Source organism: Tardiphaga alba, from assembly GCF_018279705.1.
Lineage (GTDB): Bacteria > Pseudomonadota > Alphaproteobacteria > Rhizobiales > Xanthobacteraceae > Tardiphaga > Tardiphaga alba.
This window is the reverse complement of record NZ_CP036498.1, coordinates 2,521,333-2,542,824: the sequence shown is the minus strand read 5'-3', so window position 1 is coordinate 2,542,824 and position 21,492 is coordinate 2,521,333. Positions and strand designations below refer to the sequence as shown.

The 21,492-nt window shown below is 63.0% G+C and carries 19 protein-coding genes and 2 pseudogenes; 9 read left to right on the top strand and 12 right to left on the bottom strand.

Going from position 1 to position 21,492, the window contains the following annotated elements:
* Nucleotides 1-2: 2 nt before the first annotated feature.
* The 5 genes from lipB to RPMA_RS11840 all read left to right on the top strand — a co-directional run bounded on the left by lipB (nucleotide 3) and on the right by RPMA_RS11840 (nucleotide 6,394).
* Nucleotides 3-740 (top strand): lipoyl(octanoyl) transferase LipB, encoded by a 738-nt coding sequence (gene lipB / locus RPMA_RS11860; protein WP_211912986.1) that lies wholly within the window; start codon nucleotides 3-5, stop codon nucleotides 738-740.
* 54 nt (nucleotides 741-794) lie between these two features.
* A complete protein-coding gene (locus tag RPMA_RS11855) occupies nucleotides 795-1,013 on the top strand; it encodes a hypothetical protein (protein WP_211912985.1) in 219 nt (72 codons plus the stop codon).
* A 23-nt stretch (nucleotides 1,014-1,036) separates the two neighbouring features.
* Entirely contained in the window at nucleotides 1,037-1,543 is a 507-nt protein-coding gene (locus RPMA_RS11850) for a sigma-70 family RNA polymerase sigma factor (RefSeq protein WP_211912984.1), read from the top strand.
* Nucleotides 1,544-1,593: 50 nt separating this feature from the next.
* Nucleotides 1,594-2,655 (top strand): FecR family protein, encoded by a 1,062-nt coding sequence (locus RPMA_RS11845; protein WP_211912983.1) that lies wholly within the window; start codon nucleotides 1,594-1,596, stop codon nucleotides 2,653-2,655.
* 133 nt (nucleotides 2,656-2,788) lie between these two features.
* On the top strand, nucleotides 2,789-6,394 hold the full coding sequence (locus tag RPMA_RS11840) for a TonB-dependent receptor domain-containing protein (RefSeq protein ID WP_211912982.1): 3,606 nt from the start codon (nucleotides 2,789-2,791) through the stop codon (nucleotides 6,392-6,394).
* A 52-nt stretch (nucleotides 6,395-6,446) separates the two neighbouring features.
* Here RPMA_RS11840 and RPMA_RS11835 read toward each other — a convergent pair whose 3' ends face one another.
* The 6 genes from RPMA_RS11835 to RPMA_RS11810 form a co-directional block, all read right to left on the bottom strand.
* On the bottom strand, nucleotides 6,447-6,710 hold the full coding sequence (locus RPMA_RS11835) for an acylphosphatase (protein ID WP_328516576.1): 264 nt from the start codon (nucleotides 6,708-6,710) through the stop codon (nucleotides 6,447-6,449).
* Nucleotides 6,710-7,579 (bottom strand): isocitrate lyase/PEP mutase family protein, encoded by an 870-nt coding sequence (locus tag RPMA_RS11830; RefSeq protein ID WP_211912981.1) that lies wholly within the window; start codon nucleotides 7,577-7,579, stop codon nucleotides 6,710-6,712. The genes RPMA_RS11835 and RPMA_RS11830 overlap by 1 nt, the downstream gene beginning before the upstream one ends.
* On the bottom strand, nucleotides 7,576-9,594 hold the full coding sequence (locus RPMA_RS11825; RefSeq protein WP_211912980.1) for an acetyl-CoA carboxylase biotin carboxylase subunit: 2,019 nt from the start codon (nucleotides 9,592-9,594) through the stop codon (nucleotides 7,576-7,578). The genes RPMA_RS11830 and RPMA_RS11825 overlap by 4 nt, the downstream gene beginning before the upstream one ends.
* Before the next feature lie 339 nt (nucleotides 9,595-9,933).
* Nucleotides 9,934-10,305 (bottom strand): helix-turn-helix domain-containing protein, encoded by a 372-nt coding sequence (locus RPMA_RS11820; protein WP_211912979.1) that lies wholly within the window; start codon nucleotides 10,303-10,305, stop codon nucleotides 9,934-9,936.
* A gap of 10 nt (nucleotides 10,306-10,315) precedes the next feature.
* Complete coding sequence (locus RPMA_RS11815) at nucleotides 10,316-10,618, bottom strand: type II toxin-antitoxin system HigB family toxin (protein WP_211912978.1); 303 nt, start codon at nucleotides 10,616-10,618, stop codon at nucleotides 10,316-10,318.
* Between the two features lie 92 nt (nucleotides 10,619-10,710).
* Complete coding sequence (locus tag RPMA_RS11810) at nucleotides 10,711-11,286, bottom strand: hypothetical protein (protein WP_211912977.1); 576 nt, start codon at nucleotides 11,284-11,286, stop codon at nucleotides 10,711-10,713.
* Nucleotides 11,287-11,678: 392 nt separating this feature from the next.
* Between RPMA_RS11810 and RPMA_RS11805 the strand changes: the two genes are divergently transcribed.
* Nucleotides 11,679-12,338 (top strand): peroxiredoxin, encoded by a 660-nt coding sequence (locus tag RPMA_RS11805; RefSeq protein WP_211912976.1) that lies wholly within the window; start codon nucleotides 11,679-11,681, stop codon nucleotides 12,336-12,338.
* A 169-nt stretch (nucleotides 12,339-12,507) separates the two neighbouring features.
* On the opposite strand, the gene RPMA_RS11800 is transcribed toward RPMA_RS11805, so the two are convergent.
* Entirely contained in the window at nucleotides 12,508-12,909 is a 402-nt protein-coding gene (locus RPMA_RS11800; RefSeq protein WP_211912975.1) for a DUF2177 family protein, read from the bottom strand.
* A gap of 119 nt (nucleotides 12,910-13,028) precedes the next feature.
* On the opposite strand from RPMA_RS11800, the gene RPMA_RS11795 reads away from it, so the two are divergent.
* Together RPMA_RS11795 and RPMA_RS11790 are read left to right on the top strand one after the other, a co-directional pair.
* Nucleotides 13,029-14,486: a cryptochrome/photolyase family protein gene (locus RPMA_RS11795; RefSeq protein ID WP_211912974.1), complete on the top strand. Its 1,458-nt coding sequence runs from the start codon at nucleotides 13,029-13,031 to the stop codon at nucleotides 14,484-14,486.
* 75 nt (nucleotides 14,487-14,561) lie between these two features.
* On the top strand, nucleotides 14,562-14,951 hold the full coding sequence (locus RPMA_RS11790; protein WP_211913880.1) for a hypothetical protein: 390 nt from the start codon (nucleotides 14,562-14,564) through the stop codon (nucleotides 14,949-14,951).
* A 166-nt stretch (nucleotides 14,952-15,117) separates the two neighbouring features.
* Here the strand turns inward: RPMA_RS11790 and RPMA_RS11785 are convergent.
* Nucleotides 15,118-15,992, bottom strand: a pseudogene (locus RPMA_RS11785) (DMT family transporter).
* A gap of 105 nt (nucleotides 15,993-16,097) precedes the next feature.
* Here RPMA_RS11785 and RPMA_RS11780 point away from each other — a divergent pair.
* A complete protein-coding gene (locus RPMA_RS11780; protein WP_211912973.1) occupies nucleotides 16,098-17,225 on the top strand; it encodes an S-(hydroxymethyl)glutathione dehydrogenase/class III alcohol dehydrogenase in 1,128 nt (375 codons plus the stop codon).
* Between the two features lie 185 nt (nucleotides 17,226-17,410).
* Here RPMA_RS11780 and RPMA_RS11775 read toward each other — a convergent pair.
* The 4 genes and pseudogenes from RPMA_RS11775 to RPMA_RS11760 form a co-directional block, all read right to left on the bottom strand.
* A pseudogene (locus tag RPMA_RS11775) lies at nucleotides 17,411-17,778 on the bottom strand (Zn-ribbon domain-containing OB-fold protein).
* Nucleotides 17,778-18,911, bottom strand: coding sequence for a thiolase family protein (locus tag RPMA_RS11770; protein WP_211912972.1), 1,134 nt, complete (start codon nucleotides 18,909-18,911; stop codon nucleotides 17,778-17,780). Before RPMA_RS11770 ends, RPMA_RS11775 begins: the two are co-directional and overlap by 1 nt.
* Nucleotides 18,912-18,926: 15 nt before the next feature.
* Nucleotides 18,927-20,093, bottom strand: coding sequence for an acyl-CoA dehydrogenase family protein (locus RPMA_RS11765; RefSeq protein WP_211912971.1), 1,167 nt, complete (start codon nucleotides 20,091-20,093; stop codon nucleotides 18,927-18,929).
* 33 nt (nucleotides 20,094-20,126) lie between these two features.
* Entirely contained in the window at nucleotides 20,127-21,314 is a 1,188-nt protein-coding gene (locus RPMA_RS11760) for a CaiB/BaiF CoA transferase family protein (RefSeq protein ID WP_249225717.1), read from the bottom strand.
* Nucleotides 21,315-21,492 lie beyond the last annotated feature (178 nt).

Below are 21,492 nucleotides of genomic sequence, written 5' to 3'. Positions count from 1 at the left end.
CAATGGTTAATGACCGCCAAACCCTCGATCTGACACCGTTTTCGCGCGGCGCCCCCGGCCATGCCGTGGAATGGCGGATCGAAAACGCACCGATTCCCTATCCCGAGGCCGTCGCCGCCATGGAAGCGCGGGCCGCCGCCATCGCCAATGGCGAGGCGCCGGAACTGGTCTGGCTGCTCGAACATCCCCCGCTCTACACGTCGGGCACCTCGGGCAAGGACGACGACCTGCTCGACGCGCGATTCCCGGTATTCGAAACCGGCCGCGGTGGCCAGATCACCTATCACGGCCCCGGCCAGCGCGTGGCCTATGTGCTGCTGGACCTGAAAGCGCGGCGGCCGGACGTGCGCGCCTATGTGGCGGCACTGGAAGACATGATCATCCGCACCCTCGCTGCCTTCAATGTGAAAGGCGAACGGCGCGAAGATCGCGTCGGCGTCTGGGTGAACCGGCCCGACAAGGGCGCGGGCTTCGAGGACAAGATCGCCGCCATCGGCGTGCGGCTGAAGCGCTGGGTCTCGTTTCACGGCATCGCCATCAATGTCGAACCGGACCTTTCGCATTTCAATGCGATCGTGCCATGCGGCGTCGTCGATCCCCGCTATGGCGTGACGAGCCTGGTCGATCTCGGTTTGCCCGTGACCATGACGGATGTGGACGTCGCGCTGAAGCAGGCATTCGGTGAGGTGTTCGGGGAGATGCAGGACGCCGATGCCGATGTGACGGCGTGGGGTCTGTAGGGTGGGCAAAGGAGCGTAGCGACGTGCCCACCATGTCCCACACGGCTGGTGAAGGTGGGCACGCTGCCGCCATCGCGCTTCGCGCGCTGGCGGACAAGCCGCTTTGCCTACCCTACAGGCCACAGACAGCACTTAGAGGTGCTCCAGATTACCGGCGTTGAAATCGGTATTTGCGCGGGCTATCGCTTCATCGTTCAGGCGATCCGTTCAACGCGCCATCGGCTCGGATGGCATGGCTTGCCCGACATGCGCTGGCGCGTCGCGCGCTTCTGATCGCGTTTGGTGGGGCGTGGCCGTTGAGCATTGTCGATGACAATTTCGATCTGTACTTCGCGCATCGTCGCGAACTGGTCGATTATGCATCGGCAATCGTGGGCGACCGCTCGCGCGGCGAGGACGTGGTGCAGGAAGCCTTCCTCCGCCTGCGATCGCCGGCCATCGAACATCCGATCGCCGAGCCGCTCAGATATCTGCGCCGCATCGTCCGCAATCTCGCGCTCGACTGGACGCGGCGCCTGTCGCTGGAGCGCCGGATCTTCGAGAACGGGGCCGAGACCGAAGCGATTGCCGAGGATCGGCCCGGCCTCGAGCGCCAGCTGGCCTCCCGCGAGGACCTCGGCCTTGTCTACAAGGCCATGTCCGAACTCCCGGAGCGCACCAGGATCGCCCTTGAACTCCACCGTTTCGAGGGCTGGAAGCTCAAGGACATCGCGCAGCATCTTGGAATATCCACGGCCCTGGCCCATACCCTCGTCTATGAGGGCCTGGATCATTGCCGGCGCGCGCTCGCCAAGAGGTCGTGACGACCTCGGCGCGTCATTCTGAAAGATCAGTCCCCTCATTCGTTCTATAAGTGAACGGCGCCGTTCCATCGGGTCTCAGCTCATGGTGCGACGACGAAATATTCCGGGGAGCCACGACGATTCCGCGCGACAAGGACAACGAGACATTGGCGCAGGACGCCCTGCACTGGCTGATCGCCAGTCGGGACGAACCGGGCGACGCTGCCTTGCAGGAGCGCTTGCGCATCTGGCGCGCGACAAGCCCCGCCCACGAACGCGCATGGCAGGAGGCCGAGCGCACGTGGGACGCATTGGGTGACTTGCCTGCTGCGTCGGAATCCAAGCCTCAACAACGCAAAGGCGGGCGCCAATCTGCCAGCGCAACGATGCGGGCGGCATCGCGTCCCCGCGGGCGACGCGTGACGGCGACCGCGATCGGTCTGATCGCCGCATGCCTGTGCATCGCCTATCTGCCCGTGGTCATGATCTGGTTCAGTGCCGATCATCGCACCGGCACCGCCGAAACGCGCCAGATCCGTCTTGAAGATGGCAGCACCGTCTATCTCGGCGCCGACAGCGCCATCAAGCTTGCTTATGCGCCCGAGCGACGACGCATTCATCTGCTGTCTGGGCAGGCCTATTTCGACGTCGCCCCCGATCGCAACCGGCCGATGACGGTGGTGAGCGGCGATGTGGAGACGACCGTGCTCGGCACTGCATTCGACGTGCGCATGCAGTCCAGCAGCGTGGCAGTTGCCGTCAATCACGGACGCGTCGCGGTCGCACGCGCCGATGACGCCAGGGACGCAGGGCCCGTGCTGCGTGCGGGCGACTGGGCGCGTGTGGCCGATGGCACCGCCATCGAACGCGGCACCGGCGCCGCCGATGCTGCGGGATCATGGCGCAGCGGGACATTGATCGTCACTGATGAGACGGTCGCGGATATGATCGATGAAATCCGGCGCTACTATCGCGGCAAGATCGTCGTGCTCAATGCGGGGCTAGGCCATGAGCGCGTCACCGGCGTGTTCAAGCTGAACGATCCGCTCGCAGCATTGCGTGCCGTTGCGGAAGCGAATGGCGGCGCGGTCCGCCAGATTAGCCCCTGGCTCACGGTCGTCTATCGAAACTGAGCAACTGGCTGTGCTGCGTCAAAGCTGCGCACGACTTTTCTGAAAATACGCCCGCCTGCTTCGTCCCTTCATTAGGGACACGCTGATCATCGCGCGGCGATGTCCCCGATGCATGTGCTGGGGATTGCAGAAAATGAGTGTGAATAACAATCGGTCGGCAAGCGGCATGCTCGCGGGATGCCTGTTTGCAACGACAGCGCTGGTGCTGTCCGGCACGGTTGTTCCGGTCCATGCACAGCAGACGAGTGCAACACTCGCCCAGAAGAACTTCAATATCGGCGCGCAATCCCTGGCTGTCGCGCTGACGCAGTTCGGACGGCAATCGGGATTGCAGGTGTCGGTGAGTTCGGCGGCAGCGCGTGGACGATCGTCGCCCGGCGTGTCCGGTACACTGACGCCGGACCAGGCGCTCTCGCAGCTCTTGTCAGGCACGGGCATGCAGTTCCGGTTCAGCGACTCCGGCACCGTGGTGATCTCCGCGAACGACGCTTCCTCCGCCAGCGGCGCCGTCAGCGCCGCCAATGGAGAAATCCAGCTCGACACGATCGAAGTGTCGGGCGCACGGGTGTCGTCGTCGGATGCGCCCTATCAGACGCCGGCGCCGGTCACGCATATTTCCGAGCAAAGCATCGAACGCTTCCGCGGCTCGAGTCCCGCCGACATGTTTCGCGGAACGCCCGGCGTGATGTCGGGTGAATCCCGCAACGGCGCAGGTTCGATCGACGTCAACATCCGCGGCATGCAGGGTTTTGGACGCGTCGCCACCACCGTCGACGGCGCGGAGAACGCGACCTCGGTGTATCAAGGCTATCAGGGCGTTTCGAACCGCACCTTCGTCGATCCGGACCTGCTCGCAGGCATCGACATCCAGAAGGGATCGGACGCCGCATCGCGTGGCATCGCCGGATCGGTTGCCATGCGCACCCTGTCGGCAGACGACATCATCAAGCCCGGCAACAACTGGGGTGTCCGTGTGAAGGGCGGCTTCGGCACCAACTCCGCGACGCTTGTCCCCGGCGCCGTGGCCGGCTACAACATGCAGAACATCTTCGGCGGCCAGCCGATCGTGACGGCATCGCCGACCGGTCTCGACCGACCGGGCTTCCTGGAGCCCACCAATGGCTCAGGCAGTGCCGTCGTGGCCGTGCGCGAGGAAGGCTACGACCTCCTTGCCGCTTATGCCTATCGCAAGCGCGGCAACTATTTTGCCGGCTCCAAAGGCGAGACCGCACAGCCGGTGAACACCGGGCCGCGGCCGAACTATCCCGGCTATGTGGAGAATGCCGGGCTGGCGAATTATCGCCCCGGCGAGGAAGTGCTCAATACCCAGATGGAGACGCAGTCGTGGCTGACGAAAGCGACGCTGCGCTTCGATGACGAGAAGTCGATCCAGTTCGGCTATTCCGGTTTCCGCAGCGAAGCGGGCGACCTCATCGCATCGCTGCTTCCCACCAATAGCAGCCAGGCACAGCAGAACGGCAACACGGCCGGCGCCAAGGTCGATACGCTAACGGCGCGCTATCAGTGGAAGCCGTCGGACAACGCGCTGATCGACCTGAAGGCCAATATGTGGATGACCTATCTGGAACTGCGCAATCCGCGACGCGGCAGAAGCCTCATCACGCCGGAATCGATCAGCCTGCCTGCCACGCATCGCACGGGATCGGATGCCCAGATGTGGGGCGCCGACGCCACCAACACCTCGCGCTTTTCGCTCGACAGTTTCCGCGCCCTCGCCCTCACCTATGGTGTGTCCTATCTGAGCGAGGACACCAACCCGACGCCCTATGCGTCCGTCCTCGACGCCGGTTTCACACCGCGCGACGGCGAGCGACACGAGGCAGCGACCTTCACCAAGGTCGCCTACAATCCCGTCGACTGGCTGACCCTGAATGGCGGCCTGCGCTATTCCATGTCCCGCTCGCACGACCGCGCCATCCCGGCCAATATCAACACCATCAATGTGAAGCCCAACCGCACGGATGACGGATTCAGCCCCTCGGCCGGCGTCACCATCGAACCCGTCAAGGGCGCTCAGTTCTATGTGAACTATTCCAACGCGCTGCGCTTCCCGAGCCTGGCCGAGTCGGTGTCGGCCTTCTCGCTCACCGCCAATCCCAATGTCGGCCCCGAACGCGCCAGCAACTGGGAAATCGGATCCAATCTCGTCAAGGATGGCGTGATGGCCCATGGCGACAAGGCGATGCTCAAGTTCCAGTATTTCAACTGGGACGTGAAGGACTATATCGCCCGAGCCTTCACCGTACTGCCCGACGGGACCCAGGGCATGCAGATCTTCAACATCGACCGGGCGAAGTTTGCCGGCCTCGAACTGTCATCCCGCTATGAGAACAACGGCTTCACCATCGACGCCGGCGCGAACTATTATCTCGACGTCGCCTATTGCCAGCGGCAGCGCAGCTGCGACAGCCGATCGCTCTATGGCGACTTCGCGACCAATTTCATTCCGCCGAAATACTCAGCCAATGTCACCGTGTCGCAAAAACTGCTCGACGATGCGTTGACCATCGGCGGACGCGCGACCTATATCGGCCCGCGCGCCATCGCGCATGGCCAGGCAACGTCGCAAGGGCTCGGCCAGTTCATCTCGCTGGTCGATTGGCGCCCCTACTGGCTGATCGACACTTTCGCGGACTACAAGATCAACCAGACCTGGACCGCCGGCATTCGTGTCGAGAACCTGCTCGATCAATATTATGTCGATCCGCTCGGCCTCGTGCAGCAGCCCGGACCGGGCCGCACCTTCTATGCAACCCTCACCGGAACACTCGGCAATTCCGATCCGCTGCCACGATGGCACACGCTGTCCGGACGAAGCGGTGCGACGGCAGGCCGAACCGACTGGACGGGTCTCTATGCCGGCGGTCATGTCGGCTCCGGCGCCGCGCAGCTGCAGGGCATTACCACCGATCTCGACGGTTCGACGAACGGCATCTCACCGGCCGAATCCGCCAATCAGGATCTGCGCAGCCTGCTGTTCGGCGGCCAGGTCGGCTTCAACTACCAGTTCGCCAACCGCATGGTCGTCGGCCTCGAGGCGGACTGGAGCCGATCGCTGTTCAAGGGCCAGCAGTCCGCTTTCATCACCCAGGGTGGACTGGCCGGTACCGGCAATCTCGAAGCGAAGATGCATTACGACATCGACTGGCTGTCCACATTGCGGGCACGGGTCGGCTATGCGCTGGACAACAACCTGCTTGTCTATGCCACCGGCGGCGTTGCCGTCGCCCATGAAACGCAGTCGCGCGACCAGTATCGCTCCGATGTCGCGGGTTCGGCCGCGCCCGACGGAAACGTCACCAACTTGTTTGCAGTCGAGCAGCTGTCGATGACACGCACGGGATTCACCGTCGGCTTCGGCGGGGAATATGCGATCAATGACCGCTGGTCCATCAAGGCGGAATACGGCTACGTCCATTTCCCGAAGAAGTCGGCCCAGTTCCGCAATGCGCGCGCAGGAACGGGACGAGCCTATTCGAGCATCGAACAGGTGGGCGCGACGCCGATGCCGAGTCTGCCCGATCAATATCCCGGCGATCCCGACGTGATCGACTATTGTACGAATATCGACCCGAGCGACTACCGATGCCAGCCTTACGACGAACCGATCTATGGCAACGTCAACCACACCGGCGCGTCCAACGTGGTCAAGGAACGTGAGGCATCAAGCTCCCTCGGCGCACACTCACTCAAGATCGGCCTGAATTATCGGTTCTGACGACATCGGTGCGGCGGTCAGAGCGTTCCCAATTGCGAGAACGTCTCGCCGCCTATGCGCAGCTTGAGCATGTCGGGCAGTGCGTCGCTTGGCACGACATGATCGACCCGCGCCGGCGGGGGCCGCGATGGCACAGTTCGATCATCTCCATGACCGCATCCTTCGGCCCGGCAAACACCGCTTCGACGCTGCCGTCGCGGCGGTTGCGCACCCAGCCCTGCAGGCCAAGCAGGATCGCCTGATCGCCGGTCCAGGCGCGGTAGCCGACGCCCTGCACCCGCCCGGTGACGATCACATGGCGGATGATGTTCGGCATTACTTTTTCAGCCCGAGGAAATCGACACCGCGCTGCTTCACCTCGGCGCCGCGGGTGACGCTCTGCATCAGTTCGGCCGAAGCGAGGTTCTTCAACTCCTTCGGCCCGGCGCCGTCGCGCACGGCTTTCAGCGTCGCATGCACGGCGGCCATCGCGGCCGAGATCGGGGCATGGCCCTGAATGCAGATGCGGACGCGCTGGGCGCTGAGGAAATCCCAGTCGATCATGTCGTCGCTGGGCGTGCCGAGCACGATGGGCAGCGTTGTCGCCTTGCTCGCTGCTTCCAGCTCAGCGCGGTTCTTGAGGCCCGTGAACATGATCGCATCGACGCCGGCCGCTTCATAGGATTTGGCACGCGCGATGGCATCGTCCAGCGAGGTGATCGATGCTGCACCGGTGCGGCCGACAATCACGAGTGCCGGATCCTGCCGGGCGTTGAGCGCGGCCTTGACCTTGCCGAGTCCCTCTTCCGCCGAGATCACCTGCGCCTTCGCCTCACCGAAGGCTGCGGGCAGCAGCGTATCTTCGATGGTGAGGCCACAGGCGCCGGCGGCTTCCAGTTCCTCCACCGTGCGGCGAACATTGAGCGCATTGCCGTAGCCGTGATCGGCATCCACCAGCACCGGCAGGGAGCCGGCGCGCGACATGCGTCGCATCTGCTCGGTGAGCTCGGACAGCGTGATCAGCGCGATATCGGGATCGCCGAGAATGGCGAGCGATGCCGCGGATCCGCCGAACATGCCGACCTCGAAGCCGAGGTCTTCGGCGATGCGAACCGAGATCGCGTCATAGACCGATCCCGGACGCACACAGCGATCGCCGGCCAGAATGGCCCGCAATCCGTAACGGCGTTGCCGGAACGTCGTCACGCGAATTCAAGGATGAGCGCATCCACTGCCAGCGTCGCGCCAGCAGCGGCATGGATCTTCTTGACGGTGCCGTCGCGTTCGGCACGCAGCACGTTCTGCATCTTCATCGCCTCCACCACGGCGAGCGTCTCGCCGGCTTTGACGTCCTGACCTTCGGTCACGGCAATCGAGACCACGAGGCCCGGCATCGGACAGAGCAGCTTCTTGCCGGTATCGGCCTTGACGCCGATCGGCATCAGGCGCGCGGCGGTGGCTTCGGCCTCGGTATAGACATTGACCGCGACCTCAAAGCCCTGATGCGCGATGCGGATGCCCGACGCCTGTGGGCGCACCTGCATGGCGACGTGATGGCCGTCGATGGTGCCATCCCATACCGGCACGCCGGGCTTCCAGGACGACACGACACGATGCGCGGTGCCGGCTTTGCCATCGGCATCGACGAAAGCCACGGTGACGACGTCCCCGTCACGGGCGACATCGAGCAGCACTTCCTCACGCTCGAGCCAGACGGCGCGGCGGCCTGCGCGCACCACCGGACGGCCGATCATCTGGCCGGAGATCTGGCGCTTGCGCTCGCCATAGACGGCATCGACCGCCGCAGCCACCGCAGCGATGCGGCGGGCCACCTCGCCTTCCGGCGCCTTGGCGGCAAAACCGTTCGGAAATTCCTCGGCGATAAAGCCGGTGGAGATATTGCCGCTGCGCCAGCGCGGATGAACCATCAGCGCCGACAGGAACGGGATGTTGTGGCGGATGCCATCGACATAAAAGGCGTCGAGCGCATTGGCCTGCGCATCGATGGCCGCAGCGCGCGACGGCGCGTGGGTGACGAGCTTGGCGATCATCGGATCGTAATAGATCGAGATCTCGCCGCCCTCCTGCACGCCGGTGTCGTTGCGCACGGTAACGCCGCCCTCGACATGGCTTTCGGCCGGCGGGCGATATTTCACCAGACGGCCGATGGACGGCAGGAAGTTGCGGAACGGATCTTCCGCATAGACACGGGACTCGACGGCCCAACCGGTGAGCGTGACATCCTTCTGCGCGATCGCAAGCTTCTCGCCGGCGGCAACGCGGATCATCTGCTCGACGAGATCGACGCCGGTGACGAGTTCCGTCACGGGATGCTCGACCTGCAGGCGGGTGTTCATTTCGAGGAAGTAGAAGCTCTTGTCCTGCCCGGCGACGAATTCGACGGTGCCGGCCGAGTCGTAATTCACAGCCTTGGCGAGGGCCACGGCCTGCTCGCCCATCTTGCGGCGGGTGGCCTCATCGAGCAGCGGCGACGGCGCTTCCTCGATGACCTTCTGGTTGCGGCGCTGGATCGAGCATTCACGCTCGCCGAGATAGATCACATTGCCATGCTTGTCGCCCAGCACCTGGATTTCGATGTGGCGAGGATCGACGATGAACTTTTCGATGAAGACGCGATCGTCGCCGAACGAGGCCTTGGCTTCGGCCTTGGCGAGATTGAAACCTTCGGCGACTTCAGCGGTCGAATGCGCGATGCGCATGCCCTTGCCGCCACCGCCGGCGGACGCCTTGATCATCACGGGATAGCCGATCTCGTCGGCAATCTTCACCGCATGCTTGTCGTCCTCGATGACGCCGAGATGGCCGGGCACCGTGGAGACCTTGGCGGCAGCCGCCGCCTTCTTGGATTCGATCTTGTCGCCCATCGCCGCGATGGCGCCGGGGTTCGGGCCGATGAAGACGATGCCGGCCGCTTCCAGCGCGCGCGGGAACGCCTCGCGCTCGGACAGGAAGCCGTAACCGGGATGCACCGCTTCGGCGCCGGTCTTCTTGCAGGCCTCGACGATCTTCTCGATCAGGAGATAACTCTCGGCGGCCGCCGGCGGGCCGATGAACACGGCCTCGTCCGCCATCTCCACATGCAGCGCATCGCGGTCCGCTTCGGAATAGACGGCGACCGTCTTGATCCCCATCTTGCGGGCGGTCTTGATGACCCGGCAGGCGATCTCGCCGCGATTGGCGATCAGAATTTTTTTGAACATGAGCTGTCTTGCTTGCAACCTTGAGGCGGGATGGGGCCGGACAAACCGGCAGCGCAATGTGGCATGGAGTGGCGGTCGTCACAAATCCGCAGCCGGCAAGCGCGACGCGCGCCGGCACGCAGCCCGGGGGGCCGCGAAACCTTGAATGCCGATGTCACCGGGCGCTGCGTCACCGCAATCTTTCCGTTGGGCCGATCGTTCTCTCCACGACACGGATTTCGCCCAAAACGGCCGATGCCGCAACCTCATTTTGCCCATGGGCTCATGGGCTTGGCGCAAGACGGTGATGTCCGCCTCGCGGGATGAAAACCAGATTGGGCTGCTTTGTCTGGTATGCCGTCAAGCAGCCGACCGGATGGGGCGGACCAGCAGTTCGGCCGGTATTTTCCAGGCCGCACTGACCTTACGGATCATTTCAACAGTCAGCGCGCGGCGGCGCCCCAACACTTCCGATGCCCGCGACCGCGATCCAAGCAGTTCCGCAAGCTCCGCTTGCGTATGTCCGAGTTCATCGATGGCGTAGTTCAGGAGATCAACCGGATCCGATGTGTCCCCGTCGGGCCACCGCTCCTCTTCATACTTCTCCACGAGCATCGCCAACACATCGAGCTTGTCACCATCGGCAGTGCCGACCTCTGCGCCCCACAGCCGTTCGATCTCCCGCACCGCCGCGGCGTGATCGTCATCGTTGCGAATGAGGCGGATATCCATCCTGTCAGTCCTAGAATTGGGCCACGGTCAACGCGTCGATCCGGTCATATTCAGCGTGCGTGCCGATGAATTTCACGAAGACCATCTGCCGGTGAAAATCCAATGCGGCGATCAGGCGGAAATTGCCGCCAGCAACCTCGAACCTGACACGCTCGCCATTGAGAACCTTCGCGGCGGGCGCAGCAGATCGAACATCATCCATGGACGTCCAAACCGATGCGCGAACCAGCGTCCGCCATCTCATCAGCGGGGATGCTGTCTCGGGATGCGAGCGCGCATAGGCGGCAAGGACATTCCACGAGATGATCCTCATGCGTGTAAGTATGTTCCCAAAACGGGAACTACGCAACGCAAAAACGGCGGAGCCCTGCCCCGCCGTTTCTGTATCCAGTCCGGTCGTCCAACTTACATGCCGATGTCGAACACCGCCGGCAGTTGCGCGAGCGGGAGCGTGGCGGCGCCGACGACGGCGGCGAGCAGCGTCATGATGGTGGCGTTGCTGACGCGCTTGGCGCGCATCTGCGATGCGATCCATTCCAGCACCTCGACATTCACGCCGACGGCCTTGGTCGGGGCCCAGCTGTCGATGGACACGTCCGGCGACAGCGCGATATCGCGCGACGGCACCGGCAGGCCCGACGCGGACGCGGCATGATGCACGACGGCCTTGGCAAACAGATCGTCGAAACGGCCTTCGTCGCTGCGCTCGCGCGCGGCGGCGTTGATGGCGAACAGCGCTTCGGCCTCGTCGCGGCTGACCGGCTGGCTGGCGAGCGCCGACGCACCGAGAATGCGCGCGCACCAGGCGGCGTCATCGGCGTCGAGCGCGCGGGAGAAATGGATACGGCCCTTTGTGGTGGGACCTTCGCCGGTGATCACGCCGTCGCGGACCACGGTGAGCGCCTCTGCCGCAGTGCGGCGATCAGCGATGGCGGATGGTTCGAGGGCGCCGAATACCTCGGCAACGGCAGCGGTGGACATTTCAAACTCTTCTGTTTGCAGCACTTTTCGGGATACCCAGCAAATCCCACGAGCGAATTAACGAGCGGTTAAGACAAGGATTTGGTCGTTTCCTTATCCCCAACCGTTGCAATTCAGTCGCGCCTGGGCGCTGCTTGGTTCGATCAGATGTGACGATCACCTCCGGCGGCATTGCGCCTCCGCCGCGGCAACTTCGCGGCATCTCATCACTTGATATTGCCGAGGCTATAATGTCGCAGAGACCTTGCGTGAAAGGCGATGCTCTGGCGCGCATCAAAGGGAGAAGGATCTTGTCCTTTTCGTGAGCCGGTTCCCATCTCGCAGCCGCCTACCTATAATCAACCGACGCACGCTTCTCGGCGCGGCCCCTTCCCAAGACATGAGGTTTATCCATGGCTCTCCAGATCAATTCCGTTGCTCCGGATTTCGAAGCAGACACCACCAACGGCGCCATCAAATTCCATGACTGGATCGGCGACAGCTGGGCACTGCTGTTCTCGCATCCGAAGGACTTCACCCCGGTCTGCACCACCGAGCTCGGCGCCCTCGCCCATCTGCAGGGCGAATTCGACAAGCGGAACGTGAAGCTGATCGGCCTGTCCGTCGATCCCGTGCACAAGCATTCGCTGTGGGTCGCCGACATCAACGAGACCCAGGGCGCCGAGCCGAAATTCCCGATGATCGGCGACACCGAGCTGAAGGTGTCGAAGCTCTACAACATGCTGCCGGCCGACGCGCCCGGCCTCGCCGATGGCCGCACCGCCGCCGACAATGCGACCGTCCGCAACGTGTTCGTCATTGGCCCGGACAAGAAGATCAAGCTGATCCTCGTCTATCCCATGACCACCGGCCGTAACTTCCAGGAAATCCTGCGCGTCATCGACAGCCTGCAGATGACCGCCAAGCATCGCGTCGCCACCCCGGCCGATTGGCAGCAGGGACAGGACGTCATCATCGCCGGCTCGGTGACCAATGACGAGGCGAAGACGATCTATCCGAACGGCTGGAAGGAGCCGAAGCCCTATCTCCGCATCGTACCGCAGCCGAAGTAACGCTGCGAACGACTTGCAGAAACCACAAGGCGCCGCGAGATGATCGCGGCGCCTTGTTTGTTTTGATCGTCATTGCGAGGAGCCCTTGCGACGAAGCAATCCAGTTCTTTCCCCGCCTGGGACTCTGGATTGCTTCGTCGCTTCGCTTCTCGCAATGACGGCGGAGAGGTCAGCTCCTCGGTGCCAGCCAATCCGTGATGATCAGTCCGAGCGTCCCTGCAGTCGCAGTGACGAACGTACCCCAGGCGAGATCGACGACCACCACCGGCCAGGTCCAGTGTTTGAGCAGCGACAGCGAGGTCAGCTCGAAGGTCGCGTAGCAGAAGAAGCCGAACAGCGCGCCATAGAGCAAGGCCGAACGCCAGGTCGCGTCGCTGGCGGCGCTGACGAAGATCAGGATGCCGCCGATATAGAGGCAGTAGAACAGAATGGCCGGCGCGAGACGAACCTCACCGAGCATGTCGCCGACCTGCGACTGGAAGAATCCCTTGGCGATGAAGCCGAGGAAGAGAAGATCGAGCGGCAGCATGACGATGAAGGTCGCCACATAGAGAATCACATTGCGCTTCACGTCGGTCTCCATTCCGTTGAAAGGTGCATACGAACAGATACGCATCAGCATCTGCAAGGTTGCAAGTTGCGGTATCAGAGACTGGATCGATCGCGCCGCATCCGTGTTAGATCGATGACATGACCGATCAAGCACCCATCATCGTCTGGTTTCGCGACGACCTCCGCCTATCCGATCACCCCGCACTTCATGCCGCAGCCAGGTCCGGCGCGCCGGTGCTCTGTCTCTATCTGCTCGACGAGCACAGCAAGCAGATCAAAGCACCGCAGGCGCGGCCGATGGGCGGCGCCACGCGATGGTGGTTGGCACAGTCGCTACGAGCGCTATCGGCGCGCATCGATGCCATCGGCGGCACGCTGGTGTTGCGCCAGGGCGCCGCGGCAAAGGTCATTCCCGCCCTCGCCCGCGAGATCGATGCGAGCCATGTCTACTGGAACGAAATCGCGCAGGCACCGCATCTCGCCATCGCCGATGACGTTACAGAGGCGCTGGCCGACCTCGATATCGGCACCGAGAGCTTTGCCGGCGACCTGCTGACGCATCCAAACACCATTCGCATGAAGGAGGGTCGCGGTCTGCGCGTCTTCACGCCGTTCTTCAAGCGCATCCTCGCGATGGGCGGCCCCGCGAAGCCCGTGCCGGCGCCGAAGAAGCTGATCGCGGCGCCCAAGGTGAAGAGCGACAAGCTTGATGACTGGAAGCTCGAACCGAGCAAACCAGACTGGGCCGGAGGTCTTCGCGAGAGTTGGACACCCGGCGAAGTCGCGGCGCACAGACTGCTGAAGGCATTCCTCAAGAACATTCAGGGCTACGCGGCCGATCGCGATCGCCCCGACCGCGACGGGACGTCGCGCCTCTCGCCGCATCTGCGCTTCGGCGAAATCAGCCCCCGGCAGATCTGGCACGCGGCGCAATTCACCGCGGACGAGCATCCGAAACTGCAAAGCGACATCGGAAAATTCCTCAGCGAACTCGGCTGGCGCGACTTCTGCCGTCATCTCTTGTTCGACATTCCCGATCTCGCCACCCGCAATCTGCAGGAGTCCTTCGACGATTTCCCATGGAAGACCGATCGCAAGGCGCTGAAGGCGTGGCAGCGCGGATTGACCGGCTATCCCATCGTCGATGCCGGCATGCGCGAGCTCTGGCACACCGGCGTGATGCACAATCGCGTGCGCATGGTGGTCGCATCCTTCCTCGTGAAGCATCTCCTGATTGACTGGCGTCATGGCGAAGCGTGGTTCTGGGATACGCTTGTCGATGCGGACAACGGCAGCAATCCCGCCAACTGGCAGTGGGTCGCGGGCTCCGGCGCCGATGCTGCGCCCTACTTCCGCGTCTTCAATCCGATCCTGCAGGGCGAGAAGTTCGATCCTGATGGCGACTATGTGCGTCGATGGGTTCCCGAGCTTAACAACTTGTCAGCAAAACTCGTTCATCAACCGTGGACGGCAACACCGATGGAGCTGAAGGAAGCAGGTATCAAACTCGGGAGCGACTATCCGATGCCGATCATCGACCACAAAGAAGGTCGCGATCGTGCGTTAAAAGCGTATAAGACGATACGAAGTAGTTGACGGCATATCGCATGCACTTCAACACATCGCCGAATCGGATTAACGTGAGCAAGTCGATAACCGCTGGGGGATGCTATGACTGACGACACTCCGATCATCGATCAAGTGACGGATGCGCTGAGCAGCGCCGCCGGTGCGACCAAAGAAGCGGCCACCTCGGTGGTCGAAACAGTTACCAAGGCCGCGAAGAAAGTTGCGAAGAAAGTGACTCCGGCCAAGAAGTCCACCAAGAAAGCTTCTGCGAAGAAATCCTCTTCAAAGAAGGCAACCAAGAAAGCGAGACCACCAATGGCTAAGAAAGCTGCCAAGAAGACCGTGAAGAAGGCCGCCAAGAAGACCGTCAAGAAGGCTGCTGCCAAGAAGACCGTCAAGAAGGCCGCCGCCAAGAAGACCGTGAAGAAGGCTGCCAAGAAGGCCACCAAGAAGGTTGCCAAGAAGGCCAAGAAGGCTGCCAAGAAGAAGTAATCCTTCTTCCTCGCAGATGTGAAAGCCTCCGGGTCCAAGTCCGGAGGCTTTTTCATGTCTGGATGCTGCCGTAGGGCGGATGAAGCGCAGCGTAATCCGGGGTTCAGAGCGTCAGCAATTCGCCGGTCCCCGGATTACGCTCCGCTTCATCCGGGCTACACGGAGCTCACGCCTTGGCGCGATTGACCAGCAGCACCGCCGCGCCGCAGGCGATCATACCGGCGATGGCCACCGCATCGAGCTTCTCGCCAAACAGGATGAAGGCCATCAGCGCCGTCACCGCCGGCACCAGATAGAACAGGCTCGCCACCTGGCTCGACGCCTGACGACGCAGCAGCCAATACAGCAACCCGACGGTGCCGATGGACAGCACCACCGCCAGCCAGGCCAGCGACAGCACGAACTCGGCGCTCCAGTGAATGACGCGGGTCTCGAGCAGGCACGCGCCTATGCCCAGCATGATCATCGCCGAGAACTGCTGCACGAAGCTGCCGACCCGCCAGTCGATGCCGCCGCAGAAGCGCTTCTGATAGAGTGTGCCGATGGTGATGGCGACGAGCGACGCCGCCGATGCGAACCAGCCCCACCCCGCCTCGCCCGACATCGGGCGACCATGCAGGATCATCAGCACGCCACCGAGACCGAGCGCCAACCCGCCCATTGCAATGGCGAGATGCGCTCGCCGAGGAAGCGACTGGCAAGGATGGAGGTGAGGATCGGCTGCAGGCCCGGGATCAATGCGGACAGGCCGACCGGCACCTTGTTCGCGACGGCATAGACGGTGCCGGCGAGATAGAGGCCCTGCACCAAGAGACCGGCGACGATGCTGTGACCGATGCCGGCGCGATCCGGCCAGACCGGACGCGTCCATGCCACGATGAGACCCATGATACCCGCCGCCAGGATCATGCGCGCGGTCAGGTAGGTCAGCGGCTCCGCACCGTTGAGGACATATTTCGTGCCGATGAAGCCGGTGCTCCATAGCAGCACGAAGACGACGGGTGTCGCCGCAGCCATGAGGGCATTTGTCTCTTTATTCATGGGCTGCTCAGTGCCTCATGATGTGCTAAGCGGCAATGGCTGATTGCGCGGGCCAGCCCGGCTGCGATCACAACCTTGATACTTTGATCATGTAAGGAATTCGCCATGGATGTTCGCGCCGCTGTTGCCATTGCCGCCGGCAAGCCGCTTGAGATCACCACTGTCCAGCTCGATGGCCCCCGCGATGGCGAGGTGCTGGTGGAGATCAAGGCCACCGGCATCTGCCACACCGACGAGTTCACGTTGTCGGGCGCCGATCCCGAAGGTCTCTTCCCCGCCATTCTCGGCCATGAAGGCGCCGGCATCGTGCGCGAGGTCGGCCGCGGCGTCACCTCGGTGAAGCCCGGCGACCATGTCATCCCGCTCTACACGCCCGAGTGTCGCCAGTGCCCGTCCTGCCTGTCGCGCAAGACCAACCTCTGCACCGCGATCCGTTCGACCCAGGGCCAGGGCCTGATGCCCGACGGCACCTCGCGCTTCCGGCTCGAGGGCAAGCCGGTGCACCATTATATGGGTACCTCGACCTTCGCCAATTACACCGTGCTGCCTGAGATCGCGGTGGCGAAGATCCGCGAGGACGCGCCGTTCGACAAGGTCTGCTATATCGGCTGTGGCGTCACCACCGGCGTCGGTGCCGTCTTCAACACCGCCAAGGTGGAGCAAGGCGCCAAGGCGATCGTATTCGGCCTCGGCGGCATCGGCCTCAATGTGCTGCAGGGCCTGCGCCTTGCCGGCGCCGACATGATCATCGGCGTCGATATCAACAATGACCGCAAGGCCTGGGGTGAACGCTTCGGCATGACCCACTTCGTCAACCCGAAGGAACTCGGCAAGGACCTGGTCCCTCACCTCGTCGACATGACCAAGTCCGGTGCCGACCAGATCGGCGGCGCCGACTACACGTTTGACTGCACCGGCAATGTCACCGTGATGCGCCAGGCGCTGGAATCCTGCCATCGCGGCTGGGGCCAGTCGATCGTGATCGGCGTGGCGCCGTCGGGCGCGGAGATCGCGACCCGTCCGTTCCAACTGGTGACCGGACGTGTCTGGAAGGGCACCGCCTTCGGCGGCGCGCGTGGGCGTACCGATGTGCCGAAGATCGTCGATTGGTACATGCAGGGCAAGATCCAGATCGACCCGATGATCACCCATGTGATGCCGCTCAGCGATATCAATAAGGGGTTTGAATTGATGAAGACGGGCCAGTCGATCCGGGGTGTGGTGACGTTCTGATCTTTCTTATCCCTCCCCCAAGCGGCGCAGCCGCGCTGTGGGGAGGGTGGATCGACTGCGAAGCAGTCGAGACGGGTGGGGTGTCTCCACAAACTCTACGTCACGCGGGCACCCCACCCCGGCCTTCGGCCGACCCTCCCCACTGCGCGTGGCTACGCCACGCTTGAGGGAGGGTTGAGGACCGCTCACCCCGAAGCTCTTTCAAAAAACGGCACGATCCGCCCCGTGAACTGCGCGTAACGCGCCTTCACCTTGTCGCCGATCACCAGATCATTGGCCCATGCGCCATCATCCGAAAGCCCTCGGCCGTATCCACCAGCACGATATTATACGGCACATGCTCGCGCGCTTCCGGCGTGCCCGCGCGGAGAACAAGTGACGTCGCATAGACGGTGCCCTCGCCCGCTGACACCTTGTCATCGAGCTCAGTCGAACCACAGACCGCGCAAAAGCTGCGACGAAAATACTGGATCGCGTTGCAGGCACGGCAGCATTGGAAGCTGATGGCCTCCACGCCGGTGGTCCAGTCGGCAGCGGGGTTGAGCTGGCTCATCACACGCGCTCCAGGAACATCGAGACATGGGAAGACAACACGCCACCATCGCCATGCAGCAGTGCTATGGAGGCATCCTTGACCTGGCGGTTCTCGGCCCTGCCCGTCATCTGCAGATGCGTCTCGACCAGATGCGCCATGGCGCCGCCGACGCCGCAATGGCCGTATGACAGCAGCCCGCCATGGGTGTTGAGCGGCATGGCACCATGCTGGCTGAAATGGCCAGACCGCACTTTGCCGGCGGCCTCGCCGCGGCCGGCGAGACCGAGGTCTTCGAGCAACATGGCCAGCGTGATGGTGAAGCTGTCATAGATCGCGGCATAGCGGACATCGGAGATCGCGATGCCTGTCGCCTTCTTCGCGCGCCCGATGGCGATCTCGGCGCCGAGGCCTGACAATGGTGGCGCAGCCGTGATGTGCTGATGCGTATGCGCCTGCGCGGCGCCGCGCACCTTGATCTTCGTCGCGCTGGTCGGCTCATAGCTGACCACGAAGGCCGCGCCGCCATCGGAGACCGGGCAGCAATCCAGCAGCTTGAGCGGTGTGGCGATCGTTTTCGAGGCCATCACATCGGCGACGGTGATGGGATCGTGGAACTGCGCGCCCGGATGGGTCAGCGCATGCGCGCGCATCAACACCGCGAATTCGGCGAGGTCTTCCTGCGTCACGCCATATTCGTGCATGTAGCGATTGGCGACCAAGCCATAGTAAGCGGGAATGGTCGGGCCGAGCGGCACTTCATAGGTGGGATGGCCGACCTGGGCCAGCGCCTGGATCGAGGCATCGCGGCTCTGGCCAGTGAGCCGGTTCTCGCCGCCGACCACCAGCACATGTTTGGCGACGCCGCCCTCCACCAGCTGATGCGCCAGCATTGCCATCGCCATTCCGGTGGCGCCGCCGACCTGGATCGCATGGGCATAGGATGGCGTGATGCCGAAATGTTCGGCGAACACGGTGGCCAGCATGATATGCGGCATCGTCGTCGAATAGCCGCAGAGGAAGCCGTCGATATCGGCACGCTTGAGGCCGGCATCCGCCAGCGCGAGTTCGGCGGCGCGGGACATGAGGTCGATGGTCGATGACCCCTCATGCTTGCCGTAAGGGAGAAGGCCGACGCCTGTGATGTAGCTCATGCCGGCTCCACTCTCTCAATACGACTTCGGCAGCCCCAGCGCCTTTTCGGCGATGAAGCTCAGGATCAGTTCGCGGCTGACCGGCGCGATGCGCGGGATCAGGGACTCCCGCAGATAACGCTCGACGTGGTATTCCTTGGCGTAGCCGAAGCCGCCATGGGTCATCACCGCCTGCTCGCAGGCATGATAGCCCGCCTCGGCCGCGAGATATTTTGCGGAGTTCGCCGCCGGCCCGCACGACATTCCGTTGTCGTATTGCCAGCCCGCCGACAGCACCATCAGCCATGCTGCTTCCAGCTCCATCCAGTTCTTCGCCAGCGGATGCTGGATCGCCTGGTTCTGTCCGATCGGGCGATTGAACACGTTGCGCTCCTTGGCATAGGCCGACGCTTTCTTCAGCGCGACCTTGCCGAGCCCGACCGCTTCCGCTGCGATCAAAATGCGCTCCGGATTCATGCCGTGCAGGATGTATTCGAAGCCGCGGCCTTCCTCGCCGATGCGATCCTCCACCGGGATTTCGAAATCGGCAAAGAACAGCTCGTTGGAATCGACGCATTTGCGACCGAGCTTCTCGATCTCATGCACGGTGATTTTCGAACGGTCGAAGTCCGTGTAGAACAGGCTGAGCCCGTGGGTCGGGCTCTTCACCTCCTCCAGCGGCGTGGTCCGCGCCAGCAGCAAAATCTTTTCGGCGACCTGCGCGGTGGAGATCCACACCTTCTGGCCGTTGACGACATAGCGATCGCCCCTGCGCACGGCGCGGGTCTTGAGCTGCGTGGTGTTGAGGCCGGTATTCGGCTCGGTCACCGCGAAGCAGGATTTTTCGCGGCCCTCGACGATGCCAGGTAGCATGCGCTGGCACTGCTCCGGCGTGCCGAACACCACCACCGGATTGAGGCCGAACACATTCATATGCACGGCCGAGGCGCCCGACATGCCGGCACCGGATTCCGAGATCGCCCGCATCATGATCGCGGCGTCGGTGATGCCCAGGCCGGAGCCGCCATATTCCTCGGGAATGCAGATGCCGAGATAGCCGGCATCGGCAATTGCCTTATGGAATTCGATGGGGAAACCGCCCTCTTTGTCTTTCTTCAGCCAATAGGCATCGTCGAAGCGCGAACAGATCTTCTCGATCGTGTCGCGGATGGACTCCTGGTTTTCATTGAGGGCGAAATCCATGTCTCAAAGATCCTTGTCTCAGAAGTCTTTGCGTCACAGCTCCGACGTATCGGGCATGGCGGCCTGCTTGAGCACGCCATCACTGTGAAGTTTCGCAATCTGCTCCGCGGTGTAGCCGACCTCGGCCAGCACTTCCGCATTCTGCTCGCCGAGATGCGAGGCCAGACGCGACAGATCCACCGGGGTCTTCGACCAGGTGGCCGCCACCTTCATGTTGCGCACCGCGCCTTCGGTGGGATGTTCGACCTGCTGGAAGAAATCCGTCGCCACCATGTGCGGGTCCTCCATCATGCTGTCGAGCGTGTGCATCGGCGCCGACGGCACATCGGCCTCGTCGAGCAGCTTGGCCCATTCCGCCGTCGTGCGCGTCAGGAAGATGCGCGACAGCTCTGCATTCACCGCATCGATATGCTGGATACGCTGCGGGAAGGTCGCGAAGCGCGGATCCTCGAACAGCTGCTCGCGCCCGACATGTTTGAGAAAGCTCTTCCACTGCTTGTCGTTATAGACCATCGCGCAGATATAGCCGTCGGAGGTCTGGTACGGCCGGCGATCCGGCGACAGATGACGGCCATAGCCGCCCTTGTCGAGCGGCGGATCGTAAGTGAGCCCGCCCATGTGGTCGCCCATCATGAAGCCCGCCATGGTCTCGAACATCGGAATATCGACACGCTGGCCCTCGCCGGTCTTGTCGCGATGGATGACGCTGGCGAGGATCGCGCCGAGCGCGTTGAGCCCGACGATGCGATCGACCAGCGCATTCGGCACATAACGCGGCACGCCATCGGGGCTGATGCGGGCATTCAGCGCCGCCAGCGCAGTGGCGCCCTGGATCAGGTCGTCATAAGCAGGCTTGGCGGCATAGGGGCCGGCCTGGCTGAAGCCGAACACGCCGGCATAGATCAGGCGCGGATTGATCTTCGACACCACATCATAGCCGAGATTGAGACGCACCATCGCCGCCGGGCGGACATTGTAGACCAGCACATCGGCCGTCGCGATCAGCTTCAGCAGCGCCTCGCGGCCCTCTTCCTTCTTCAGGTCGATGCAGATGCAGCGCTTGTTGCGATTGGTATTGAGAAAAATCGGCCCCATGCCGGGATTTCGCATCGGCCCGATCGCGCGGACCACGTCGCCATCGGGGGACTCCACCTTGATGACATCGGCGCCGTAATCACCCAGCGTCTGGGTGCAATAAGGCCCCATCATCACCGAGGTCATGTCGATGATCTTGATCCCGTGAAGTGGTCCCGCCAAAGCCGTTTGCTCCCGAAAAGCGTGTGATTGGGAAACGGTTTAACGGCAGCGGGATTACAGGCGCAAGGGCGCTGGGAGCGGAGCCTTATGCGCGGGATGGCGGGCGTTTGCTTACCCTCCCCTGTGTTCAGCCCGGACAGAT